The organism is Gordonia sp. L191, assembly GCF_030077625.1.
Lineage (GTDB): Bacteria > Actinomycetota > Actinomycetes > Mycobacteriales > Mycobacteriaceae > Gordonia > Gordonia polyisoprenivorans_A.
Map to the genome: position 1 here is coordinate 1,467,706 of NZ_CP125996.1, position 23,648 is coordinate 1,491,353.

Genomic DNA, 23,648 nt, shown 5'->3' on the forward strand with positions numbered 1-23,648 from the left:
ACGCATGATAATGCTGCCTCCCAACTCTCGGCCCTAGTCAAGATTCATTCTCCACTCTGATCGTTCACAACTTGCTGAACCAGGCCCTCAAGCTCCCCCCACAGTGCCTCGTCTTCAGGATTTGCCAAAAGGAATAGCATTGAGACTGGAATTAGAATATCGTACTCCGGACGTCTATCTCCACCTCCGTCCACCGAAGGAGGCTGCACACCTTCTATCTTAAGGAGCTGGCACAACCGATCATATAGATAGTCGTTAGTGCATCCGGTAATCTGCTTAACTCGCGGGTAGCAGACTCCGCAGATAGCTGCAATCTTGACCGCGGAGGGTGTGTTATTGAGACGAATGTGCATCACGCTTATCCCCATGGTGGCGGCTGCCACGAGTAGCTGAGGTCGATCGGCCCGGTCAGCGAATTCTGCGAGTCCCCGCTGTATTTGTTTGTAATCACCAACTTGAAAAACTTCACACATTGCCCTGAGGAAGCGGATAGCATCTTGACCTGGAATATTCTTCAGCACTCCCGTCGCCATGACTTGCTAACCTCCCGACATCTGTCTAATTCGCTGAATTATGATTGAAATTGCCACAATAAGTAGCGACGTCGACATTCGTGATATATCAACTCTCTATTTTAGCTTTCAATTGTCATCCTCCGTTGACATTCGGGTGCTCTTTTCTCTCCGGAAGTTCTAGCTGGTACCTGATCTCCCACGAATTGACCGCGCTCTGACGGTTGTGTGGGCGTTCGTCGTCAGTAGGACAAGACGCAGTGTCTGCAAGGATCAAGTACAACGATACGTCGAACTCATCTTCCTCGAAGGGGTCTCGGGGACTGCAGGCATGCTCCACTTCATGGCATGCTGGAGCGACCGCACCGACGACGGGGGGACCATGCCTGAGCAGTGTCGTAGCGCACGCACGGCGCCAGTTCCTGCTACCGGTGGATCGCGCTTCGAACGTGGGCACCGCGTCTGGTCGGCGCCGGACAGTGGGGCAGAGTTTTCTGGCGGCATGGGCGATCTGGTGTCAGTGGACTTCCCCGACGGGGACCGCCTGCTCATTGCAGAGGGGAGCCTTGAACATCTCAATTAAGCTATATCCGGCACAATGTCTACCCGGTGACGTTCACGTTTAGTCTCTCCGGAACTGGCTCTGCCAGTCACTCGACTTACCCAGCGAATCACGATATGCCTCCAAGAACGTCGACAGGTCCTCTCCCAAATGCGGCCAGTAGCGTCGAGGATCGTACGGATCTGATACAACCCAGCCTCGACCCGGCGAATAGACAAGCGCTTCGTCTAGCGATTGAAACTTGCCGACAATCACATCACCCGGCTCGTAGTAGTCATCCGGCGCGTCCTCGTTCTCCGCCGCGAACGCCGAACTCACATCATAGCTTTCGGAAGGCGAAAATATGATCAAGCCCGCATTCCATTCGGCGTAATAAAGGCGTATCCATTCAGCGGTCAGCCAAAGGTCCCGTACCGCCTTCGGCAAATCGGTTCCCGACCAGACCGCGTCGATCAACTCCTCGGTGGCGGGCGGCCCATAGTCCGTGACCGAATCGTAGGAGTACGCCGGATCGTGGCGGCGTCGTTCACCGCCGAGCCTTGTAGTGATTGGCGTCTGATAGGAATCAACTATATTGAGGATATTCTCCATCGTAGTGAATCGGTTCCGTTCTCGATAGAGCGTTTCCGTGGCCCGTCTGTTCCGTCAGCGAGACGATTCCCGGTGCTGGAGTACTGCACTCGGGATAAGGTCAGAATTCCGGCCAGTCGAGATCGAGGTTGTGCAGCCACGGCAGGAACGGGTCGGCGATGTAGCCGATGCCGTCCGTGATCGGAGTGGGGTCAGCATCGAGCGTTCGGACCGGATCCGGGTCCACGCTGAACAGCTCAGCCAGTCTGGTAGCAGCCGTTGGACCCGTCACCACCCGGCCGGCTGCCTGCTCGTCGACCGCGCCGTCGTCGGCCGGCAGGTAGGCCCAGTAAACACATTCAGCCTCACCGTCGGTCAATCGCCAGCCCGATACCGTGACCCCCCATTCGTCGCCGTCCTCGCACATCACCGCCCGCCCAGCGCCCACACCCGTGAACACCTCCGCGGCATCGCCTGCCGCGACCGCCCCGTTGACCAGCAGCGTCACCCGAACCGACGAGTCACCGGCCTCCACCTCGACCTCGGTGTCATCGAGCGGGTTACGCATCGGGAACGGCAGATGAGTACGCCGAGTGAACGCACGGCCCAACACCTCGCGGAACTGATCGGATAGCTGCTGCGCCGCATCCTGATCCGGGACATCGGCGATGACGACGGTGCCGTAGGTACTCATAGCGACACCTGCGGTTCCGGGAACACCACATCACCGATCGCCGCATCCGGAACTCCCAGCAACCGCAAGCTATCGGTGCGGGCCTCCCGGACCACCGACTCAACCGCACCTCGATCACCACTGGCCACCGCACCCCGCAGAGCGGTGAAGTACTCCTGATAGGTACGCGGATTCTTTCGCGTGGACGCGTACGGCTTACTCGCCTCGAGGAAAGGATCAGCTAATACCGCATCGATATCGTCGATCAAGTCGTCACGAGAACGCGAACCGCACACCACCCGCATCGACACCAGCCATTGCAGCGCCGCACCTTCAAAGGGGTCGATGTCCGAAGATTCCCAAGAAACTCGGACGTCCTCCAGCTCGTTCATTTGCACCGGCAGGTCATTAGTGCGCCGCGAAAAGCACTCATGCGTCACAGCCGTGACCCATTCGGCAACCATCTGAGGGGTCTGCATATCTTCAAACGATCGCGGGTAACTGTCGTTCGGCATGATGAAGTGATCGCTAATCGTGGGCGGCCCGTCACCCGATTGCGAGGCCTGCGGCGGCCGCCCGAGGAATGTGTTATATGCGATGAGTCTGCCCAGACGAGTGTCTTCGTAGCCGACGAACTGCAGCCACCAGCCAACGGGCGCCCGGACCAACCGCGTCGAGGCGCCCTTGCCCGCGAGCACCCACTCCTCACCCAGAATCTCCGCAGCGCCGGAAGCCAACTCCCGCCAGCCTCTCGCTCCTACACCCGGCATAAGTCATCCTCGGTATCCACTTTCTCTCAGTCCCTTCGCAATTGACGCTCCCAGTCTTCTAGTGACCAAGTGAGCAACTGTACTCAGCGGCGAACGCCAGATAGCCGGTCGCCCGCCGAAGCTCCCGAATTGCCTAAGCGCGGTAGTCCTCGAACTCCCACTTGCCGACGCGGGCAATCATTTCGGCCACTTCAGTCCAGGTTTCCCCTTCGACGCCACCGACGTACTCATCGACGAACTTGTACGCGGCAGCGAGGTCGAGCCGACTCTGCAGCAGGATATGTCGGCCAATCAGTGGGCGGTCGGTCTCAAGCTCCGGCTTCAGCGAGTCGGGAGTGCACACGAGGATGTCGAAAGACTCCTCGCCGGGCTCGCCAGACGGGCCGCACAGAATCCGCACCCAAACGGCATCTCTATCGGGTTCTTGGGACTGATAAGTAGTGACGTCGACATCCGTGCTATACCAACCCTTTATTTCTGCCTTCAACCGTCATCCTCCGTTGAAATTTAGGCGCACTTTCTCTCCGGAACTTCTAGATCATCTGGATAATTCATCGACTAGCTAGTGCAAGTCCTTCTCAAATACAGCTCCACTCCTGGAACACGCGTCCATGAGTCTCTTGATGTTGTGTCCGGCGAGTTCCCGTACTTTCCGGCCTCGTTCGTTTGATGCTCTCGGAAGGCTCTCAACTAAACCCATGCCGATCAGAGCGCGGATCGTGAGGTTGTTTCTGAATACGCAGAGTCGAAAGCAGAGAGTACTTCGGATACACCTGCCGGATCAGTCTCCACGTTCCTATCGATCCAGGATGCAGTGTCTGCAAGGATCATGTAAACCGGTACGTCGAGAGCATCTTCTTCGAACTCTTCCTTTCGATTGAGAAATGCGTCATGAATCGGTCTAAACCGGCGAGCCATTTGTTGAATAAAGTCTAGCTGCTCGGCGTGGTCGGGATTGTCCGTCATCGAGGAGCCCCTGATCAGTTTGCTTGATTACCAGTTGCCGGCTCGGTAGAGCGAGGAATTGTCGACCGAACGGTGGTGTTGTGATCGTGCTTTTCCCTGTCGAGAATCGTATTCATGGCGTTCGCTTTCTGTCGTTCATTGACATTTGTCGAAGTACGTCCCGGGCCGCTACCTCGACTGCCGGCCACCGCGGGTCGCGAACGTGTCCAGCGCCGTCGTTTGCATCGTAGGCCTCCACCACCGGATCGTATTCTAGGAGTAGATGTTTAAAGGCTGTCACTTCGTCACCGTAAATGGCAGCGCCAACCAAGTATTCCGGGTCTGGAAATACTACGTCTACATCGTAGAGTATTTCAATACACAACGAAGGAGGATACGACGTGTAGTGCTTCTCGTGGCGCCAGTAGTCGGTATCGCAGGCGTACGCAATCATCTCCACCGCATCTCGCACGCGGCCCCGCATTTCTGGGTAGCGCACTGTCATGGAGTGTCCCATCGCTTCCGTTGACTGCCGACGGCGACCGGCAGCTCGCGTCACCTATCGTAATTGGGCAGTTGGATTTATCCGATATATCGGGGTATCTCGTCGTCCGTCATGAGTTCGCGGAGTAGATGATTCCGCAACGCAAAATTCGAGTATTCCTACCCAAGTTCTATTCCAGGTCAAAATGGGCGCGGGCTTCCGCCAAAGTCATGGAGTATGCACTGGCTTTGGCTTCTAGTCGGGTTCTCAACAATACGCCCTGTTGACTGTAGGACTGTTCGTCCATGGGATACTGTCCGAGGTTCGCAGAAAAATCCACGAGCATGTCCTCGGTGAAACGATCCTTCACCCTGCGCCTCTGATACGCAGACACATCTTCGAAGGGCAACGGGTCGCCTTGCTGCTCGAAGGACCAACGGTTGCCATCCTGCCCCACCCAAACAGATCGGACGTAGTTCAACCAGTCCGTCTGATGATCAGCCATCAGCACAATCGAACGCCCCCCATTCGGGCGGCGACTTGGGTCCGAAGGCTTGCACTCCGGAACGAGATGCACCATAACCGCCTCGCAGGGAATTTCACGAGCGAGAACGCCGATCGGCGCCTCGTCGGCGCCGCTGAAGCCTCCGGCGAAGTATGCTGTCCATTCGGTGTTGCGAGTGGGTACGAGAAGTTCGGGGGGAGTGTATCCCCGGACGAGGGGTTCCACTTGAGTGAGCATGGCACTTAGACCGCCGCCGACGACAACGGACTCCACGTTGCGTCTTCCGTAGAGTTCGACTCGCCAGTCTTCAAGTGCATGGGCTACCGTGGCAGTAGGCGCTTTGAAGAAGCCGATCGTCCACGTTATCGGGGCGAACCGGCCGTCAAGCAGGTAGTGGGTCATCGCGGTGTCACCTCTCGTCACGGTGGCACCTTTCCGTCATGGTCGCCAGTCTCTGGGAAGTGGCAGAGCGGCTTGTCGCCTGATCGGCAAAGAAATCTCGGCGCGGCACCAGACTCCCGCTCCGATCATCGACGCTGCCACCGCGAGTGCCGAGCACGCCGGCGCCACCGCACGACGTCGACCGGTAGTCCCCGTGTCGACGCACTCGAATGCTGTCGTCCACCCTGACCCCTGACCACATAAGTGCATCTCAACAAAACGGTGATGCCGGATTCTGAACTGCTCTCGAATACCCAAACACGACTCACGGGATTCGGCAACCTAAAGATCGTCATCGGCTTCTTTGATCCTGCAAGTGTGCTGGTCGCAGCGACACACGAGAATTCCGGACCGGAAACAATCCCCAAGAATGGGGACACCGGAATCGGTCAGGCAAGGGTGGCAGGAGCCACGGAGAGCCCGCTGGCCGCCGATCACCTGGGAGCCGCCTACGATCGGCCCGCCACGAGCCGTATGGAGTAGACAGCCCGCATCGCGGAACACGTCGACCCAGCATCCTCGCCGGCGACCTCAACGGCACTCCGCTCGACATCGACGAGGTCGATCCCGCCGGCCGGCCCAGATACAAGCCGCAGAATCACCCCACCGAAGCCCGCTCGAACCTCGACGTCATCGAGAAGGGCGCAACCCTCTTCAGGCGAAGCCACGGGGGCACATCTGATCGCGCCCGAGCTCACCCCTGAAACGAAGAAACCTCTCCGACCGAAGTCGGAGAGGCTTCTCTCGAGTGGAGCTAAGGGGACTCGAACCCCTGACCCCCACACTGCCAGTGTGGTGCGCTACCAGCTGCGCCATAGCCCCGTATTCTGTTCTCTCGCCCCTCGAAATGGGCACTGGCGAAGTTACACCATCGCGTGAACGGTAAACAAATCGCCTTGTCAGCGTCGCGGTCTCGGAGGGCAGTGGTTCACTCGGTCTCCTTGGTCAGAATGGCCGTCAGCCACCCCGGTCCGTCGGTGATCCCGTTGACCGGCTCTCCGTTCAGCAACACCGTCGGGGTGCCCACTGCCGTGGTTTCCATGGCCTTCTCGAGTTGAGTGCGCGACTGTGCTGCAGCCTGCTTTGCCTCGGCGAGCTTGGCGCCGGTGGCGATGCACTGTTGCGTCGGGGGAGCGGCTCCCTGCGCGGCGGCGATTTGCGCCAGCTGGGTGTTGGAGTGGTCGGAGTCGCCGTTCTCCTTGGGCTGATCGACGAACAGCGTGGTGTGGAATCGGAAGAACAGCGCCGGGTCCTTGGCGTCACCGACGCATTGCAGGGCGCCCGCGGCGCGTTCGGAGTAGTCACCCGACGCCGACCTCGAGTTGAGGAACGTCAGCATGTGATAGCGCACCCGGAGCTTGCCGGAATTGACGGCATCGATGATCGGCTGGCCGGACTGCTTCTCGAACTGCTGGCACACCGGACAGAGGAAGTCCTCGAAAACATCGATGGTGGTCGGCGCGGCGGGTTCACCCACGATCAGCGCGGCGTTCTCGTTGAGCACGGTGTCGCTGACCGGCCCCAGGTCCTTCTTGTTCGCGTTCCAGACGAAGCCGAGGATGACCAGCGCCGCCACTGCCACCACAGCGACGCCGACAAGCACATAGGTCGCCTTGCTGGAGGTCGACCGGGGCTGATGGCCGGACGGCGTCGAGGTGGCGGATTTCCGCGACGACGCGGCCGAGGGCTTCGCGCGCGAGGCGTTCGAGGTCTTGCGCCGCTCAGTCACGCACTCGACTGTAACGGGTGGTCACCAACGAGCGAGCCGAGCGTTCGGCCAGGGCCGCGTCGAGCGTCGGCAGGCGTCGCTGCACGGTGGCAGAGGGTGGGTCAGTGAGCCGCTTCGAAGGCCTCGAGCACGTTGGCCGGGATACGGCCCCGGTCGCTGACCTCGAACCCGTTCTTGGTTGCCCACTTGCGGATGGCCTGCGTCTGCTCTTTGCTGCGGGTGCCCGCGCTGCTCGTGGCGCGCTTGGCGGCCGGCTTGCGGGCCGAACCAGCGGTGCGCGACACCTCGATGTATCGGGCCACCGCGTCGCGGAATTGCTGAGCGTGGCGTGCCGAGGTGTCGAACTCGTAATCCTTGCCGTCGATCGACCAACGAACGGTCTCGTATTCGTCGAGAATCTTGCCGTCGATGTCGTCGACGATCTCGACCGATTGAACCTTTGCCATGTGGACCTCCAGAGCCTTCACTTCTGCCCGCCCTGAATGACGGCTGCCGGGCGTCACCGAAATGTCGGCACTGCCCAGAATGTGGGGGGGCGTAGCCGTATGGTAGCCGGAATCGAATAAGAGAAACCTGAAAGAATCACTCACTCAACAGACCCCGAAAATCGGCGAAAAACGTGAAGGAATCCTCAGCTTGGTGGTGCGGGATTCGACGGCTCATCAGTGTCGGACGGAGTGCCGCCGGCGTCGGTGGAGTCAGTGTCGTCGAGCCCGAGCAGCGACTGCGGTGCGCGCTCGTTCGCGTAGATCTTGCGATAACCCGTTGAGGTGACCGCGAATCCGGTATCGGAGGTCGACTCGAGGCAATACGTGCCCGACGGGGAGACCAGACACTGGAATCGACCGACGGCAATCGTCGTCCCGAAGTCGACAATCGAACTGCGATACAGCACCGGATACTCGTTGGAGCAGGCGCCGTGAGTGGGGCCGTCGGCGCTCAGGGTGATCAGGTTTGCTGCCCATTGACAGCTCGATGGCTCCGATGCCGGGGGAGTGCCGTTCGCAGCTGCGTTGTTGATGCGGCATGCCAAGGTGGCCCGCCCATTGGTGCCGGTGGAACAACTGAGGTTGCGGTCGGGGGTGGAGAAGTGAAATCCCGACGTTTCTTGCAGCGGATCCGTCGAGCCGGTGGCACCGTCGTGATAATTGGAACTATCGGCGCGTGGTGCGAGCGAGACCACTCGGCCGATACTCCAATCCGGTAATTCGGTGGCGGTGTTGGTGATCGAGGCGGTCGTCGTCGACGTGCTCGGAACATCGGACTCGGTGGTCAGCTGATCGGTCGGCGGCAGCACGATCTGGGACGGACCGTTGCCGCCCGACAGCGAGCATGCTGTCACTCCGGCGCCGAGGAGGACGATCCCGATCGCGGCCAGTGATATCGACACGCGGCGCGACCATCGCGATCCGTACCCTTGCACTGTGTCGACCCCCAAGATCGTCCTGTTCTACGTGTTCACCCCGTTGCCCGACCCTGAGTCGATCCGGCTGTGGCAGCAGGCCGTGTGTTCCTCTCTCGGGTTGCGCGGCAGGATCATCCTGTCACGGCACGGCATCAACAGCACCGTCGGCGGAGACCTCGCCGCAGTGAAACGGTACGTCAGGGCCACCCGCGAATACCCCCCGTTCGCCCAAGCCGACATCAAGTGGTCGGAGGGCGCCGGCGACGACTTCCCGCGGTTGTCGGTGCGCGTGCGACCGGAGATCGTCACCTTCGGCGCGCCTGAGGAACTGAAGGTCGACGAGTCCGGCGTGATCGGTGGCGGAGACCGGCTGACCCCCCGCGATCTGCATCAACTCGTCGAGCAGCGTGGCGACGACGTCGTCTTCCTCGACGGCCGCAACCGCATCGAATCGGAAATCGGCAGATTCGCCGGCGCGCTCACCCCGCCGGTGGAGACCACCCGCGACTTCGTGCCGCTGCTCGACAGCGGCGCCTACGACCACCTCAAGAACCGTCCGGTGGTCACCTACTGCACCGGCGGGGTGCGGTGCGAGGTGCTCACCGCGCTCATGCGCAACCGCGGATTCGAGGAGGTCTATCAGCTCGATGGCGGGATCGTTCGCTACGGCGAGGAGTTCGGTGACGACGGACTCTGGCAGGGCTCGCTCTACGTGTTCGACAACCGGATGAACGTCGCGTTCTCCGACCATCCCGACGTGATCGCGGCCTGCGTCGAATGCGGATCGGCGACAAGCAATGTGGCCAACCATCCCGATCGGCTCGGTCGGGACCTCGCGGTCATCTGCGCCGACTGTCTCGCCGCCGCGGGTGTCACCGGGTCGGGTGATCCCTCACCGTCGGTGACGCCGCGATGAGTCGGGTAGGCGTTCCCGTCGTCGTGGTCGCCGGATTCCTCGGGTCGGGCAAGACAACGCTGCTCAATCACCTGCTGCGGGAGGGCGGTCGCGATGGTTCCGTCGGCGCGCGAATCGGGGTGTTGGTCAACGACTTCGGAGCGGTGAACATCGACGCCATGTTGGTCGCCGGGCAGGCCGACGGTGCGGTGAGTCTCGCCAACGGGTGCATGTGCTGCTCGGTCGACCGAGACGGACTCGACGCCGCGCTGTCGACTCTTCTGCGGCCGTCGGCCCGTATCGACGCCATCGTCATCGAGGCCAGCGGCATCGCCGAACCACGAGCACTGATCCGCATGGTCACCGGCTCCAACGATCCCCGGATGCGGTACGGGGGACTGGTCTACGTCGTCGATGCGGCGATGTTCGCCCGCACCCGACACGAGCACCCGGAGATCGACCTGCACATCGCCGTCGCCGATCTGGTGGTGATCAACAAGATCGACCTCGTCGAGCCCGACGCACTCGACGACATCAGGATGGTTCTGCGTGAGCTCAATCCGACTGCGGCACAGATCTCGGTGATCGACGCCCGGGTCGACCCGGCGATGCTGTTCGATCCGGTCGTCGCGCCGGATGCCGACGCATCGGACAGTGCCGGCGACGACGCAGGACCGGTGCAGCTCACCCTCGATGCGCTGTTTCATGATCCCGGACCCCGTGACTCCGAACCCCTGGATTGCGGCACCGCTGATGAGCACGACCATGACCACGAGCACGGGCCGGGGGAACACTGTCACCGACACCTGCATGACGAGTTCACCTCGGTCGAGTTCACCTCGACCGCGCCGATGGACCCGCGCCGGCTCGCGCGATTCCTCGAGCGGCCGCCGGTCGGTTGCTATCGGATCAAAGGAGTCGCGCACTTCGACCTGCCGGGGCATCGGCAGCGCCACATCGTGCACGGGGTCGGCGGCTTCGTCGAGGTGCGTCGCGACTCGTGGGCCGGCCAGGTCAGGCAGACCAGCATCGTCGCGATCGGAACGGGGATCGACCGTGACGAGGTCCTCAGCGTCTTGACCGCGGCCGTCGCCGACGACGCCACCGCCGACGACGAGCACGGCATCCTGCACATCACCCGACACCTGCCCGCGCGCTGACCTGCGCCGACCCCGGGTCGCCCAGGCTGGGCTGACCTCCGTGTCTCGATCCCGTGCCCGTCACGTCACAGCTGGCTAACGAATCCGATCTGCCCAGGTCACCGATTTCCGCATCTCATCCGCGACTGTTTGACTGTGTGAAAGCTGTGGCTATTGTGGCCAGTGTTGCTGCTTTGACTTGGGGTGGCGACGACCGAAACGACGACGCTGAGGATGTGCGAACATGTCGATCGCCCGGAGACGAGGATCGCGAGCGCGACTCGCGATCACGGCTGCGGCCGTCGCCCTGCTGACGGGGTCGGCGGTGCTCACCGCCACCACCGGAAGTGCACCCGCATCGGCCGCACCGCCCACGGGCACCAGCCTTGCGGGCAAGACGATCTTCCTCGACCCCGGCCATCAGGGCGGCGCGGCCGGCCACGACCTGGCCAAGCAGGTTCCCGACGGACGCGGCGGCACCAAGGACTGCCAGACGACCGGCGCGACCGGAGTGAACGGCGTGGCCGAGCACACCGTCAACTGGGACGTCGCGCAGCTGGTGAAGGCCGGACTCGAGAGTCAGGGTGCGCGGGTGGTGCTGAGCCGACCCGACGACACCGGCTGGGGCGGATGCGTCGACGAGCGCGCTGCCGCGGCGAGCCGGTCGGGAGCGGCCATCGCGGTCAGCCTGCACGCGGATTCGACCACCACCGGTACGGATACGACCAAAAAGGGCTTCCACATGATCGTGCCGACGCTGCCGATCCCGGATGCGACGGTCAATCAGGTACAGGGCGGCGAAGGCCGCAAGGCGTCGACGATCATGCGTGACGCCTTCCTCAAGGCGGGCTTCCCGGCCGCCAATTACGCCGGGGTGAACGACGGAATCCAGACCCGCTCGGATATCGCGGCAGTGAACCTCACCAAGGTCCCGGCCGTCTTCATCGAAATGGGCAACCTCTCCAACCCGCAGGAGGCCGCGGCGCTGGCCGCCCGTGACGGTCAGGTCAAGTACTCGATGGCCATCACCGACGGGATCATCAACTACGTCAAGGGCTCTGCGGCCGCCACGATCCCCGGCGTCAGCAACCCCGGTGCCACCACACCTGGCACGACTCCCGGTACGACGACCCCGGGTGCCACGACGCCGGGAACGACGACCCCGCAGTCCGGTGATGACGCCGAACTGTCGGCGGTCCTGCCGTTCATCCAGCAACTGCTCGGCACCAAGGATCCCGCGGAGATCATGCGGTTGATGCTGACCGAGGGGCAGGACGCGTCGGCGCAGGTGCTCAACGCGATGCTCGAGATCGTCTACGGCCTGTTCGACGGAAAGCTACCGATCGGCTGAGTGTCCTCGACAGTCGGATTAGGGTCGAGGTCATGTCTTTACGCGACCTGATCAGAATGGACCCGCCGGTTCCCACCTTGCGCGGCCGCCGGGTGTTGATCACCGGGGCGGCCAGCGGAATCGGCCTGGCCACGGCGCTCGCCGCGGCACGTGATGGCGCCGAACTCGTGCTCACCGACCTGCATACCGACAAGCTCGACGAGGCGGTGACCACCGTCGCCGAGGCCGGCGGGCACGTCGCCTTCCATTCCGCGGGCGACGTCTCCGACTACGAGTGGGTCCGCAGCTTTGCCCATGAGGTCGACTCCGAGGTCGGCGTGATGGACGTGGTGATGAACATCGCCGGTATCTCGGTCTGGGGCACCGTGGAGAACCTCGAGCACCGGCATTGGCGATCGGCCGTCGACGTCAACCTGATGGGTCCCATTCACGTCATCGAATGCTTTGTGCCACAGATGGTTCGGCGAGCGCGCGGCGGACATCTGGTGAATGTGTCGTCGGCTGCAGGACTGCTCGCCTTCCCCTGGCATGCCGCATACAGTGCATCGAAGTTCGGCATTCGCGGGGTCTCGGAAGTACTGCGATTCGACTTGCGTCGTCATCACATCGGGGTGTCACTGGTCTGCCCGGGTGCGGTCGCCACCCCCTTGGTCAACAGCGTCGAGATCGTCGGTATCGATCGCACGGACCCGCGGGTCGCCAAGCAGATCGACGCATTCCATCGAGTCTCGGTCACCCCCGACGCCGCCGCCGCCGCGATCATCAAGGGGGTCAAGAAGAATCGGTTCATGGTCTACACCTCCTTCGACATCCGGTTCGGGTACTGGTGGGCGCGCAAGTTCGCGTTGCCCTACGAGATCGTCATGCGGATCGCCAACGATCGATTCGCGCACCTCGCCCGGATCAGCGCGGTGTCGCGAACTGATACCGTGCCGGCCGACCCGGACGCCGCGCGAGAGCGGTAACTCTTTGGACAAGAACGTCTTCCGCAAGACCCGACGTGACGCCGACCCGGATTTCTTCGCGGCCGAGGCCGCCGGTCTACGGTGGCTGGCAGAGGCCGGAGCACCCGTCGTCGACGTCATCGCGGTGTGGGACAGCGGAATCGAGTTGCAGCGCTTGGACTCCGCCTTCCCCGACGCCGACGCCGCACGTGAGTTCGGCGCCGCTCTGGCGCGAATGCATGACGCGGGTGCCGACTCGTTCGGGGCGCCGCCCGCGGGATACCACGGACGGCAGTTCATCGGCGAACGGCCGCTCAGTTCCCGCACCCACGCGAGTTGGGGCGCCTTCTACGCCGCCGAACGCGTCGAGCCCTACCTCGAACCCGCGCGCCGCGCCGGATATCTCACCGCCGACGACGAGGAACTGACCCGCTCGGCCTGTGCGGCCATCGCCGACGGAGTCTTCGACGACGACGAGCCACCGAGCCGGCTGCACGGGGACCTGTGGAGCGGCAACGTGATGTGGACACCCGACGGTGTGGTGATGATCGATCCGGCCGCCCACGGCGGTCACCGCGAGACCGACCTGGCGATGCTCGCGCTGTTCGGCTGTCCGCAACTCGACGCCATCGTCTCCGCCTACGACCAGACCCACCCATTGGCGGCCAAGTGGCGCGACCGAATCCCGCTGCACCAACTGCATCCGCTGGCCGTCCACGCCGCGGGCCACGGACCCTCCTACGGGTCGGCGTTGGGGCGGGCGGCGCAGGCAACCCTCGCGCTCACCCGCTGAGAGGCTGACGGACAATCATCGGATGCACGCAGATTCCTCGTCGTCCGATACCGGGGTACTGGTCGTCTCCGCGACCCGGTCGGAGGCACGCCACATCCCCGACGGCACCCGGCTTCTGGTCACCGGCATCGGAAAGGTCGCCGCGTCGGTCGCGCTGACCCGAGAACTGAGCACCGGGCCCGCGGTGACACGCATCGTCAACATCGGGACCGCCGGCGCGCTGCACGACCACCATCTGCCGGTCGGTCACGAGGGGCTGTTCGTACCGTCGGCTGTCATCGAACACGACATCAGCAGCACCGAGCTGCGGGCGATGGGTTATCCGATCATTGACCGATGGGAGCTGCCGGACGGCGACGGCACCGTGCTTGCCAGCGGCGACACCTTCGTCGCCGACCCTGTCCGCCGGGCCGAACTGGCCGCCGACGCCGATCTCGTCGACATGGAGGGTGCGGCGATTGCCCATGTGGCGGCGGCGTTCGGGGTGCCCTGCCGGCTGGTGAAGGTGGTCACCGACGGCGCCGACGAGGGGGCGATGGACTGGCCGTCCCTCGTCGACGAGGCGGCCCGCACGCTCGGGCGGTGGGTGTCCGAGCACCTTATTGCGTAGGAGGTACGTTGGCGTACCGAGGCGCCGGTCAGGAGCGGTTGCGTGAGCGCGTCGACTGATAGGCGGCGGCAGCGCCGGACTCATACCGGTCGAGATCCGCGGCCGCCGAGCGGGCGCGCGGGCGCGGTCGGTCGGCCTGATCCGCGGGGATGCGCGTGGTCTCCTCGGAGGAGACGGGGACCGGTCGTGCAGTGGGTCGGCCGGCATCGCCGGCACGACGACGCGGTGCCTCCGACGACTCGGTGGTCTTGCGGGCCGCGTCGCCGGCACGTGGCCGCCGCGGACGTGCCCGACCGGAGTCGTCGGCGGCGGTGGCTGCGGCGCCGACCATCGATGCGCTCGGGCGGGGCTTCGATGCGGTGCTGCGGGCGTCGGCGTCTTTCTGCCGGGCGGCGCGGCTGCTCGACGAGGTGCTCGTGGCACCACTGGCACCGCGCGACGAACCCGATCGAGTGGTCGCCGCGCGGCTGCTCGACGAAGTGGCGGTCTCGGTCCGCCGAGTGCGCGTGGCTTTGTCGCCCTCGCTGCGTGCGCCGGAGGCGCGTGTGCCCGCAGCGCGAGTGCTCTTGTTCGCGCGTCGTTTGGCCGGCGGCCGGTTGTTGCTCTTGCCGCCCCAGAGTTTCGCGTTCCAGCCCTCGGGCCGGGTCAGCACCCAACGGAGCAGAACCAGCACGAGCGTCACCACAAAGGTGATGGCCATCCACGGGAAGTTGGCGGCGATCGGTAGCAGCACCTTGAGTACCAAGGACTTGAGACCGGATGCATTGCCGGCGTTGAGGCTGTAGAGCGCCAGCACGCCGACGCAGAATGCGATCAGCGGTGGCTGGGCGGCCGCGGTGAACAATGCCCGGCGACGTACGGCGAGCGCGGCCAGGCAGCACCCGACCAGCAGGCAGAAATTGAACACCGCGCCGAGGTTGCCGTGATTCTTGGCGTCCATGATCGCGCCGATCGCGGTCAGCGCTGTCGCGATGAGGACGGCACCCCACCAGGGCACCCCACGGACGGTCGGCAGCACCGACTGCTGGTCCAGTGGCACCGCGGAAGAGCTTCGTTGCGGAAAGGGCACATGTAGACGGTACCGGGTGAAGCGCGATTTTCCGCCAACCGCCGGGTCATGTTGGCCGATCCGGCGACCCGATCGGGGCGCCATGTCCGTTCTGTGTGATGTGCGCGTCGAACTGCGCGATCGGGCTCGACCCAGCCCCGTGATCAGCAGTGCGGGTCTCGCGGACGGTGTCGTGAATCGTGCGGACCGTGGTGGGTTCGTCGAGATCGCCGAGCGCCTCCAGTGATGCCAGCCGGCGGGCGGTCACCCCGACCCGGGAATCCAGTGCTCCCACAGTGGAGTTGTAGGCATCGACCGCCCTCCGCAGCGACGAACCGACCCGATCGAGATGGCCGAGTACCGAGTCGAGCCGATGATGCAGCTCGACGCCGAGCTCGTGGATCACCGCCGCGTCACGTGCCATCGCGTCGTGGCGCCAACCGAGTGCGACGGTGCGCAACAACGACACCAGACTCGACGGCGTGGTGAGGACCACATTCTTGGTGATGCCGAACTCGATGAGCGTGGGGTCGGCGCGCACCGCCCACTCGAGCACCGCGTCGGCGGGTAAGAACAGCACGACCATCTCGGGGGTGTCGTCGAAGGCCGACCAATACGACTTCGCCGAGAGCGCGGTGATGTGCGCGCGCACCGCCCGGGCATGGTCGGAGAGCAGGTCGCGCCGCATCTGCGGGTCCTCGCAGTCCGCGGCCTGCAGATACGCCTGCAGGGGCACCTTGGCATCGACGACGATGTCGCGGCCACCGGCCAGGTGCACCACCATGTCGGGGCGGACCGACCCGGCCTCCGAACTCGCCGACACCTGGGTGCTGAAGTCGCAGTGGCGCGTCATCCCGGCGAGTTCGACGACCCGCTCGAGCTGGACCTCACCCCACCGGCCCCGCAGATGCGGGGTGTGCAGTGCGTTGGTCAGCGCCCGGGTCTGATCGGAGAGCCGCGTCGACATCATCTGCATGCCCCGCACCTGCTCGGACAGGCCGGCGTAGGCACTCGTGCGGTCGCGTTCCACACGCCGTAGTTCGTCGGCCATCTGTCCGACCAGCGTGTGCAGTGGATCGACGATGTGACTGAGCTCGGCGCCGATCGCGTTCGACTGCCGCCGCGCCGCGTCCTCGGAGGCCGCGGCGAGCGACCGTCCGACCAGGTCCTGGGAGGACCGCAGCGCCGCGGTCTCGGCGCGTGCGGCGGCGACGGCGCCGGCTGATCGGCTCGTGCACGCGAGCCAACCGATTGCGACGCCGAGCACGATGCCGACGGTGAATGCGAGCACGATGCCGATCATGTTGGTGATCTTGCCCGCGGCCACCGACAGAATCGGTGCGCCGCCCGCGATGCCGCAGCTCAGCCGGCGTCGGGGAGCGGTGCTTCCAGGTCGGGCGTCTCCCGGTCGAGCAGCGACCGCTTGATGTCCAGTCCGTAACGGAATCCGCCAAGGCTGCCGTCGCGTCGCCGCACACGGTGGCACGGCACGAACAGTGCCGCGGCGTTGCGCGCGCAGGCCGAGGCTGCGGCCCGGATGGCGGCCGGTTCGCCGGCACGCTCGGCCAATTCGGTGTAGGTCACCGCGGTGCCCGCGGTGACCCCACGCAGAGCGGCCCAAGCCTTTTCGATGAACGGACCCGACCGTTGAACGACCGGTTGGGCCGCGGCCGGACCGAAGTCGTCGGCGTAGTAGGCCTCGACGGCCTCGGTGATCGTGGTCAATTCCGGTGTGCGGCCGAGCTCTGCGGGACCGCGCAGATCGTGTGGCCGCAGGTCGCGGTGCACGAGTGCGACCAGATACTCGGGGGTGTCGGTCCATCCCGATGCCAGGACGACTCCGTCGGTGTCGGCGACGACGGTGAATGCGCCGTCCGGCGTCGAGACCGTCGTCCACAGGCCGGAGCCGTCCTTGGGGGTGGAAATGGTTGGGGTGGAGGGTGTTTCGAGGGTGTCGGTCATGGGGTTGCTCCTTGGGTGGTCGTGTCTGCGGTAGTGGTGGGCGGGGTACCGGCGTCTGAGGGAAAGAGCCGATGGCGCCACAGGTGCATCGAGGCGTAGGACCGCCACGGTGCCCACGGGGCGGTGTCGTCGAGGTCGATGGCGAGATCGCGGGCGGCGTGGCGAACAACGAGGTCGTGCCGGAGGAGGACGTCGGGGTCACCGGTCACCTGCATCGTGACGTAGTCGGCGGTCCACGGCCCCACTCCGGGTAGGGCGAGCAATTGTGCATGAAGATCGGACGCATCGACCCCCATGTGTGGTTCCACCGAATGTTCGGCAATCGCCTGTGCCGCTCCGACGATCGCCGAGATCCGACGGGCGGGCCCGGTCAGGATCGTGCTGCCGCGTTCGGCGATGGCGGCGGCCGTCGGGAACTGTCGCCACGATCGCGCACCGTCGCCGCCCCCGTCATCGCCGGCCGTCGCCGGCCAGTCCGTCGGCTCTCCGAGGGCGTCGACCAGCCGCGTCACGTGCCGCCGTGCGGCGGCGACGCTGATCTGCTGGCCGATCATGGTGCGGATGAGGGATTCGCCGCCGTCGATGCTTCCGGGTACCCGAACCCCCGGCGCTGCGGCGACGACCGTGCCCAGGGTCGGGTCGGTGGACAGGGCATCGGTTGCAGCCACGATGTCGGCGTCGAGGTCGAACAACCGTCGCAGTCGATTCACCGCGGCACTCAGGTCCCGGAGGTCCAGATGCTCGAGTCGCACGCGCAGGAATCCGTCGCCGGGCGTCGTCTCCGCCAGCGCCGGCCCGTGCGGGAGGGTCAACACGCGCTGATGAATCCACTGCCGATCGGCGTCCGGTCGATACCGCTCGACGCCGTCGACCGAGTGCGCGGCGAGATACCACCCGAACCAGGAGGTGTCGAACGGTTCGCGGTATGCCAGGCGCAGCGTGATCGCCGACGATCGCTTGCCTCTACCGGTGGCCGCGGATGCTGCGGGCGGGGTGTCGATGTCGCTGCGGGAGTTGGCCCGCCGCAGCGAGCGCAACGCGCGCGGGGTCAGACCGAACACCTCGCGGATGGTGTCGTTGTACTGACGCACGCTGGTGAACCCCGCCGCGAAGGCGATGTCGGACATCGGTAAATCGGTGCACTGGATGAGGATTCGTGCGCTGGTCGCGCGATGCGCCCGGGCCAGGGCGAGCGGGCCGGCACCGAGTTCGGTGGTCAGCACGCGTGTCAGATGCCGCGTCGAGTACCCGAGTTGCCCGGCGAGTCCACCGACCCCCTCGCGTTCGATGACCCCGTCGGCGATGAGTCGCATCGCCCGCGAGGAGAGATCCTTGTTGAGATTCCAACGCGGGGAACCGGGCACCGCGTCCGGCAGGCAGCGTCGGCAGGCGCGGAATCCGCCCGCCTGCGCGCCGGCCGCGGTCGCGACGAAGGCGACGTTCTCGGGTCGCGGGGTCTGCGCCGGGCACGACGGCCGGCAATAGATTCCGGTGGTGCGCACGGTGGCGAAGAATTGGCCGTCGAAGCGCGCGTCCCGTGCCTGCAGCGCGCGGTAACACCCCTCGAAATCGAGCCCCGTCGACGCCGGGACCGGGTCGGCGCCTGCCGTCGTCGAGGACGGGGGTCGCGCGTCGGTGGAAGCGGTCATGGCTCCACCCTCTCACCGACCGGCGGGCTTTTCTGGCGGGAATCGGCCATCGCTACACCTGCCGACGACGCGCCGTCGGCCAGGTTGGGCAATTGAGTGACGTAGCTAACACGTCATGCCACGATGTGTGCATGAGCACGCAGTTCGACGGTCCTCGACAGCGAGGTCAGGAGCCGGAGACCCCGCTTGCAGAGTTACCCGACTGGGGACTCGACATCATGCGCGGGCTGTACGGACCGGACACCATCGATGCCGAATGCGCCCGTCAGCGCAGGACACGGACACATCTCGCGGGCGCCGACTCGATCGAGACCGACGATCCGGTGCGTCCGCTGTCACCTCTGGAGGCGGAGTTGGTCGCGGCCGATGCGCTCGGTGCGCTGGTGCTGCGCTTCCTGCGTCGTCGCTGACCCGATTCGCTCGGGGTCACTGATCCGTGGCCTCGAGACGTGCGAGCGCTCGCCGCGCCGCCCTCGCTCGGGGGTCTCGTCGCAGTGGTGTGTGAGGATCGTGGCGTGACCGATTCTGACGATTCGTCGCCGCGGCCCGTCCCCGCTGCGGACGGCCCGGCAGATGGGGGCATCGCCGCCCCCGCTGCCCCCTCGCGAATGCAGGTGTTCTTGAGTGGCCTGCGGTCGACCTCGATTGTCGGGTTGCAGTTCATCCTGGTGGTCGCCGCCCTGTGGGTGGTGATGTGGGTGGTCGGCCAGGTCTGGGTGATCCTGCTGCCGGTGCTTCTGGCGATCATCGTGTGCACGCTGCTGTGGCCGCCGGTGCGGTGGCTACGGGGACACGGCGTTCCGCCGGCCGGGGCTTCTCTGCTGATGATGCTCGTCGCGGTGGGCCTGCTCGGCGGGGTGATCGGGCTGATCGTGCCCTCGATCGTCGATCAATCCCCGGAACTCGCCGACCGCACCGTCAGCGGTGTCCACAAACTCCAGGACTGGGTGCAGGGTCCGCCGCTGAATCTCGGCGACGATCAGATCGACGGTCTGGTGTCGGCGATCACCCAACGTGTGCAGTCCAGTGCGAGCACCATCGCGGCCGGGGTCTTCAACGGGATCGGCACCGCGACATCGGTGCTGATCACCCTGTTCACGACGCTCATCCTGGTGTTCTTCTTCCTCAAGGACGGCCCGCGCTTTGTTCCGTGGCTGCAGCGCACGATCGGGCATCCGGCGGGTGCACACCTCGGCGAGGTGCTGTCACGGATGTGGAACTCGTTGGGCGGCTTCATCCGGACGCAGGCGATCGTCAGCTTCGTCGACGCCTCGCTCATCGGCGCCGGACTGTTCATCCTGCAGGTCCCCCTCGCGGGGGTGTTGGTGGTGATCACCTTCCTCGGCGGCTTCATCCCGATCGTCGGTGCCTTCGTCGCGGGTGCGCTCGCGGTGCTCATCGCGCTGGTGTCCAACGGACTCACCACGGCGCTGATCGTCCTCGGCATCATTCTCGCCGTACAGCAGCTCGAGGGAAATGTGTTGCAGCCGTGGCTGCAGTCCAAGTCGATGGACCTGCATGCGGCGATCGTGTTGCTCGCGGTCACCCTCGGCGGCTCCCTGTTCGGGATCATCGGCGCATTCCTCGCGGTGCCTGCCGCGGCGACCATCGCCGTCATCCTGCGGTACCTCAACGAGCAGATCGCGATCCGGGTGGGGGAGAAGCCGCCGCCCCTCGACGAGGCATCCGACGACGGCGGGCCGGGTGTGGGAGCCAACGAGGGCTCGGAGGACGCCGAGGACACCGGCGGGGCGGTGCCGGGCACCGCCTGAGTCCGTCACCGGCCTCGGTGTGCTGAGAGCTGCCCGATAGACTGGGCGCCCGTGAGTCTCACCCTCGGTATCGTCGGACTGCCCAACGTCGGCAAGTCCACCCTGTTCAACGCGTTGACCCGCAACGATGTGCTCGCCGCGAACTACCCGTTCGCCACCATCGAGCCCAACATCGGGGTCGTCGAGCTCCCGGACACACGGCTCGACCGTCTCGCCGAGATCTTCGGCAGTGAGCGCATCCTGCCTGCGACCGTGTCGTTCGTCGACATCGCCGGGATCGTCAAGGGCGCGTCGGAGGGTGAGGGCATGGGCAACCAGTTCCTGGCCAACATCCGCGAGGCCGACGCGATCTGCCAGGTGGTGCGCGTGTTCGCCGACGACGACGTCGTGCACGTCGACGGTCGGGTCGATCCGCTCGCCGACATCGGGGTCATCGAGACCGAGCTGATCCTCGCCGACCTCCAGACCTTGGAGAAGGCGATTCCGCGGCTGGAGAAGGAAGCCCGCAAGAACAAGGACACCGCCGAGGTGCTCGCCGCCGCGCAGAAGGCGCAGGAGATCCTGAACCGTGGCACAACACTGTTCGCGCAGAATGATTCGTTCGATCTGTCGTCGGTGCGCGAACTACATCTGATGACCGCCAAGCCGTTCCTCTATGTCTTCAACGCCGACGAGTCGGTGCTGACCGACGACGCGCGCAAGGCGGAGCTGAAAGCCGCTGTGGCGCCGGCGGATGCGGTCTTCCTCGACGCCAAGGTGGAAAGCGAACTCCTCGAACTCGACGAGTCCGATGCGCAGGAACTCCTCGATTCCATCGGGCAGGACGAGCCCGGCCTGCGGTCGTTGGCGCGTGCCGGATTCCACACCCTGGGCCTGCAGACCTACCTCACCGCCGGCCCGAAAGAGTCGCGCGCGTGGACGATTCACAAGGGCGACACCGCGCCGCAGGCCGCCGGCGTGATCCACACCGACTTCCAGAAGGGCTTCATCAAAGCCGAGATCGTCTCCTTCGACGACCTCGACGCCGCCGGCTCGATGGCCGCAGCCAAAGCCGCGGGCAAGGTGCGCATGGAGGGCAAGGACTACGTGATGGCCGACGGGGATGTGGTCGAGTTCCGTTTCGCGCCAACGTCTGGGAGCGCTAAGAAATAGGAGGTCGCAGCCGTGAGCGGTGACGATGCTGCGGGACGCAACACCGGAGCGCCTCAGGGCCTCGACTCGGAATGGGCGGTCGAGCAGTGCAACGAGTGGCTTCGGCTGCATGAGCGCGTCGCAATCCCGGAAGCTGAGCGCGAGCCACGCGGAGCAAAGCAGCGACTGAAGGGCTCGACCGCGGAGCGAGCAAAGATCACGAACCGTGTTCTCCGCGTAGCCGAGGCTGTATGGGCGGACTGGAATGACCGCTACTTCCGAAACATGAATGCCACCACGGTCCGTGAGTTGATCTTCGAACTGGAAGAGGGCATCGAGGTTCGCGAGCGTTTGGGGTTGTCACATTCTGGACCGGCTCTGGCGGCCGACGCACTTCACCCGTGGGTATGGGAGGCGGCGAGGCCTCATTGGAATGCGGACAACTATGACGCCGCCGTTTGGGCTGCAGCAATCAACGTCAACTCCCAGTTGAAGGCCAAGGCCAAGCGCCCCGACCTTGGCGAGTCGAACTTGGTCGAGGCCGCGTTTGGCATATCTCCTCCTGATGAGGGGAAAGTGCGCTTGCGTTTGTGCGACGAGACCAACCCCGCTCTATTCAAGGACCGGCACCTGGGTGCGCTGTCGTTGGGGCGAGGTCTCTTCGCGGGGGTTCGGAACCCGCTGAATCATATTGGAGCCGAAGACTTGACCGAACAAGAGGCGCTGGAAACGCTGGCCGCGTGGAGCCTCTTTGCGCGGTGGGTCGATCGGGCAGATGTAGTGACGAACGAGGCGACAGCTTGATGCTGTTCGCGGGACCGGGCCCGTAAACGCTCACCACCTCGCAGGCGCAGGACTAATCTCATTCTCGAGACAGATCGAGGAGTAGCACATTGCCTAGTCCGTTCCCGCCGCTGGAGGCGTCGCGGGTGGAAGCCGAGTCGTTAGTTTGGGCGGCGCAGCGGTACCTTGCGAGTGCATACGACTCAGTTCAGAGCCTCATCGAGGTGACCTATCCAGCGTTGCGTGCAACGCGACCGGCTGGCCGTGGCCGTCTGACCCATGCTGAGCATGATCTGTTCCGGGCGGCTGTGGTATTTGCGGGTGCGGGTGTCGACTCTGTCCTCAAGCAGGCCGTTCGATCTTGCATCCCAATCCAAGTTGAGAAGTCGGACGGCGCACGGGAGAAATACATCGACTTCGCGGCGGCGTACCTGCAAAATCAGGGGACTCTCAACGCCAGGCAGGTCGCGAAACTTCTCGTCACCAATGAACCAGAGCAGACGTTGCGGGCTGCATACGTCGATAGTCTCACCGGGTCGAGTCTGCAATCACAGTCCCAGGTCACGGCTACGCTTGCGGCGCTTGGCCTTGCCGAACAGCGGGAGCTATTCAAGGATGCGAGAGGCCTAAACCCGCTGTTCAAGGCACGGAATGAGATCGCGCACGAAATGGATATGACTCCATCAGCAGTCAAAGGGCGGGGTAAGCGGACTCGCCACGAGCGAGCCATGAGTACCTATGTGGCCATGTGCCACACGGGCCTCGACTATTGCCAGCGCGTCCTGAATGCCCTCGCGGACGAGCTGTAACAGTCGCACGGGAAACACAGTTATCCACAAGCGTGCTCGATGGTGTCGGGGCTTGCACTTACCATGGTGAACGGCGGATTCATCAGAGTCCGTCGCCAGAGACGCCGAGGCCCTGCCAGAGCGGACTCCGACAGGGCTCGACGCGTATTTGGCGATACGGCTACAG

The 23,648-nt window shown here is 64.5% G+C and carries 25 protein-coding genes and 1 tRNA gene; 11 read left to right on the forward strand and 15 right to left on the reverse strand.

Translation table 11 applies throughout. The features are described from left to right. Window positions 1-44: 44 nt before the first annotated feature. From QNM97_RS06475 to QNM97_RS06525, 11 genes are all read right to left on the reverse strand, one after another. Window positions 45-533: a hypothetical protein gene (locus QNM97_RS06475; protein WP_283822064.1), complete on the reverse strand. Its 489-nt coding sequence runs from the start codon at window positions 531-533 to the stop codon at window positions 45-47. A gap of 601 nt (window positions 534-1,134) precedes the next feature. Next, entirely contained in the window at window positions 1,135-1,665 is a 531-nt protein-coding gene (locus QNM97_RS06480) for a hypothetical protein (protein WP_283822065.1), read from the reverse strand. Between the two features lie 100 nt (window positions 1,666-1,765). Continuing rightward, on the reverse strand, window positions 1,766-2,338 hold the full coding sequence (locus QNM97_RS06485) for a hypothetical protein (protein WP_283822066.1): 573 nt from the start codon (window positions 2,336-2,338) through the stop codon (window positions 1,766-1,768). Next, window positions 2,335-3,054, reverse strand: a complete 720-nt coding sequence (locus tag QNM97_RS06490; protein WP_283822067.1) for a hypothetical protein — start codon at window positions 3,052-3,054, stop codon at window positions 2,335-2,337. Before QNM97_RS06490 ends, QNM97_RS06485 begins: the two co-directional genes overlap by 4 nt. A 166-nt stretch (window positions 3,055-3,220) precedes the next feature. Continuing rightward, window positions 3,221-3,574 (reverse strand): Imm8 family immunity protein, encoded by a 354-nt coding sequence (locus QNM97_RS06495; RefSeq protein ID WP_283822068.1) that lies wholly within the window; start codon window positions 3,572-3,574, stop codon window positions 3,221-3,223. Window positions 3,575-4,165: 591 nt separating this feature from the next. Further along, on the reverse strand, window positions 4,166-4,537 hold the full coding sequence (locus QNM97_RS06500; RefSeq protein ID WP_283822069.1) for an SCO4402 family protein: 372 nt from the start codon (window positions 4,535-4,537) through the stop codon (window positions 4,166-4,168). Window positions 4,538-4,706: 169 nt separating this feature from the next. Then, window positions 4,707-5,423 carry a hypothetical protein gene (locus tag QNM97_RS06505; RefSeq protein ID WP_283822070.1) on the reverse strand — a complete coding sequence of 239 codons (717 nt, stop codon included), beginning with the start codon at window positions 5,421-5,423 and terminating at the stop codon, window positions 4,707-4,709. Window positions 5,424-6,211: 788 nt separating this feature from the next. Further along, window positions 6,212-6,284 (reverse strand) — tRNA-Ala (locus QNM97_RS06510). Window positions 6,285-6,390: 106 nt separating this feature from the next. Next, on the reverse strand, window positions 6,391-7,191 hold the full coding sequence (locus QNM97_RS06515; protein ID WP_502874995.1) for a DsbA family protein: 801 nt from the start codon (window positions 7,189-7,191) through the stop codon (window positions 6,391-6,393). Between the two features lie 101 nt (window positions 7,192-7,292). Beyond that, complete coding sequence (locus QNM97_RS06520; RefSeq protein ID WP_283823115.1) at window positions 7,293-7,637, reverse strand: histone-like nucleoid-structuring protein Lsr2; 345 nt, start codon at window positions 7,635-7,637, stop codon at window positions 7,293-7,295. A 185-nt stretch (window positions 7,638-7,822) separates the two neighbouring features. Beyond that, entirely contained in the window at window positions 7,823-8,581 is a 759-nt protein-coding gene (locus QNM97_RS06525; RefSeq protein ID WP_283822071.1) for a hypothetical protein, read from the reverse strand. Window positions 8,582-8,615: 34 nt separating this feature from the next. Here QNM97_RS06525 and trhO point away from each other — a divergent pair, with 34 nt between their 5' ends. The 6 genes from trhO to QNM97_RS06555 all read left to right on the forward strand — a co-directional run bounded on the left by trhO (window position 8,616) and on the right by QNM97_RS06555 (window position 14,328). Next, window positions 8,616-9,512, forward strand: a complete 897-nt coding sequence (gene trhO, locus QNM97_RS06530) for an oxygen-dependent tRNA uridine(34) hydroxylase TrhO (protein ID WP_283822072.1) — start codon at window positions 8,616-8,618, stop codon at window positions 9,510-9,512. After that, a complete protein-coding gene (locus QNM97_RS06535) occupies window positions 9,509-10,651 on the forward strand; it encodes a CobW family GTP-binding protein (RefSeq protein ID WP_283822073.1) in 1,143 nt (380 codons plus the stop codon). The genes trhO and QNM97_RS06535 overlap by 4 nt, the downstream gene beginning before the upstream one ends. Window positions 10,652-10,874: 223 nt before the next feature. Next, window positions 10,875-11,981, forward strand: a complete 1,107-nt coding sequence (locus tag QNM97_RS06540; protein ID WP_283822074.1) for an N-acetylmuramoyl-L-alanine amidase — start codon at window positions 10,875-10,877, stop codon at window positions 11,979-11,981. Between the two features lie 32 nt (window positions 11,982-12,013). Beyond that, entirely contained in the window at window positions 12,014-12,946 is a 933-nt protein-coding gene (locus QNM97_RS06545) for an SDR family oxidoreductase (protein ID WP_283822075.1), read from the forward strand. Between the two features lie 4 nt (window positions 12,947-12,950). Continuing rightward, on the forward strand, window positions 12,951-13,718 hold the full coding sequence (locus QNM97_RS06550; protein WP_283822076.1) for a fructosamine kinase family protein: 768 nt from the start codon (window positions 12,951-12,953) through the stop codon (window positions 13,716-13,718). Window positions 13,719-13,740: 22 nt separating this feature from the next. Then, complete coding sequence (locus QNM97_RS06555) at window positions 13,741-14,328, forward strand: nucleosidase (protein WP_283822077.1); 588 nt, start codon at window positions 13,741-13,743, stop codon at window positions 14,326-14,328. Between the two features lie 28 nt (window positions 14,329-14,356). Here QNM97_RS06555 and QNM97_RS06560 read toward each other — a convergent pair whose 3' ends face one another. The 4 genes from QNM97_RS06560 to QNM97_RS06575 form a co-directional block, all read right to left on the reverse strand. Then, window positions 14,357-15,367 (reverse strand): DUF6542 domain-containing protein, encoded by a 1,011-nt coding sequence (locus QNM97_RS06560; RefSeq protein WP_283822078.1) that lies wholly within the window; start codon window positions 15,365-15,367, stop codon window positions 14,357-14,359. A 76-nt stretch (window positions 15,368-15,443) separates the two neighbouring features. Further along, window positions 15,444-16,679 carry a DNA recombination protein RmuC gene (locus QNM97_RS06565; protein WP_283823116.1) on the reverse strand — a complete coding sequence of 412 codons (1,236 nt, stop codon included), beginning with the start codon at window positions 16,677-16,679 and terminating at the stop codon, window positions 15,444-15,446. Between the two features lie 59 nt (window positions 16,680-16,738). After that, window positions 16,739-17,338, reverse strand: a complete 600-nt coding sequence (locus tag QNM97_RS06570; RefSeq protein WP_283822079.1) for a methylated-DNA--[protein]-cysteine S-methyltransferase — start codon at window positions 17,336-17,338, stop codon at window positions 16,739-16,741. Next, complete coding sequence (locus QNM97_RS06575; RefSeq protein ID WP_283822080.1) at window positions 17,335-18,987, reverse strand: DNA-3-methyladenine glycosylase 2 family protein; 1,653 nt, start codon at window positions 18,985-18,987, stop codon at window positions 17,335-17,337. Before QNM97_RS06575 ends, QNM97_RS06570 begins: the two co-directional genes overlap by 4 nt. A 131-nt stretch (window positions 18,988-19,118) precedes the next feature. On the opposite strand from QNM97_RS06575, the gene QNM97_RS06580 reads away from it, so the two are divergent. From QNM97_RS06580 to QNM97_RS06600, 5 genes are all read left to right on the forward strand, one after another. Next, window positions 19,119-19,397, forward strand: coding sequence for a hypothetical protein (locus tag QNM97_RS06580; RefSeq protein WP_014360687.1), 279 nt, complete (start codon window positions 19,119-19,121; stop codon window positions 19,395-19,397). An 84-nt stretch (window positions 19,398-19,481) separates the two neighbouring features. Next, window positions 19,482-20,759, forward strand: coding sequence for an AI-2E family transporter (locus QNM97_RS06585; RefSeq protein WP_502875047.1), 1,278 nt, complete (start codon window positions 19,482-19,484; stop codon window positions 20,757-20,759). A gap of 51 nt (window positions 20,760-20,810) precedes the next feature. After that, window positions 20,811-21,911: a redox-regulated ATPase YchF gene (gene ychF / locus QNM97_RS06590; protein ID WP_283822082.1), complete on the forward strand. Its 1,101-nt coding sequence runs from the start codon at window positions 20,811-20,813 to the stop codon at window positions 21,909-21,911. Window positions 21,912-21,923: 12 nt separating this feature from the next. Next, a complete protein-coding gene (locus tag QNM97_RS06595) occupies window positions 21,924-22,694 on the forward strand; it encodes a TIGR02391 family protein (protein ID WP_283822083.1) in 771 nt (256 codons plus the stop codon). A 203-nt stretch (window positions 22,695-22,897) separates the two neighbouring features. Next, window positions 22,898-23,482, forward strand: a complete 585-nt coding sequence (locus QNM97_RS06600) for a hypothetical protein (RefSeq protein WP_283822084.1) — start codon at window positions 22,898-22,900, stop codon at window positions 23,480-23,482. Window positions 23,483-23,648 lie beyond the last annotated feature (166 nt).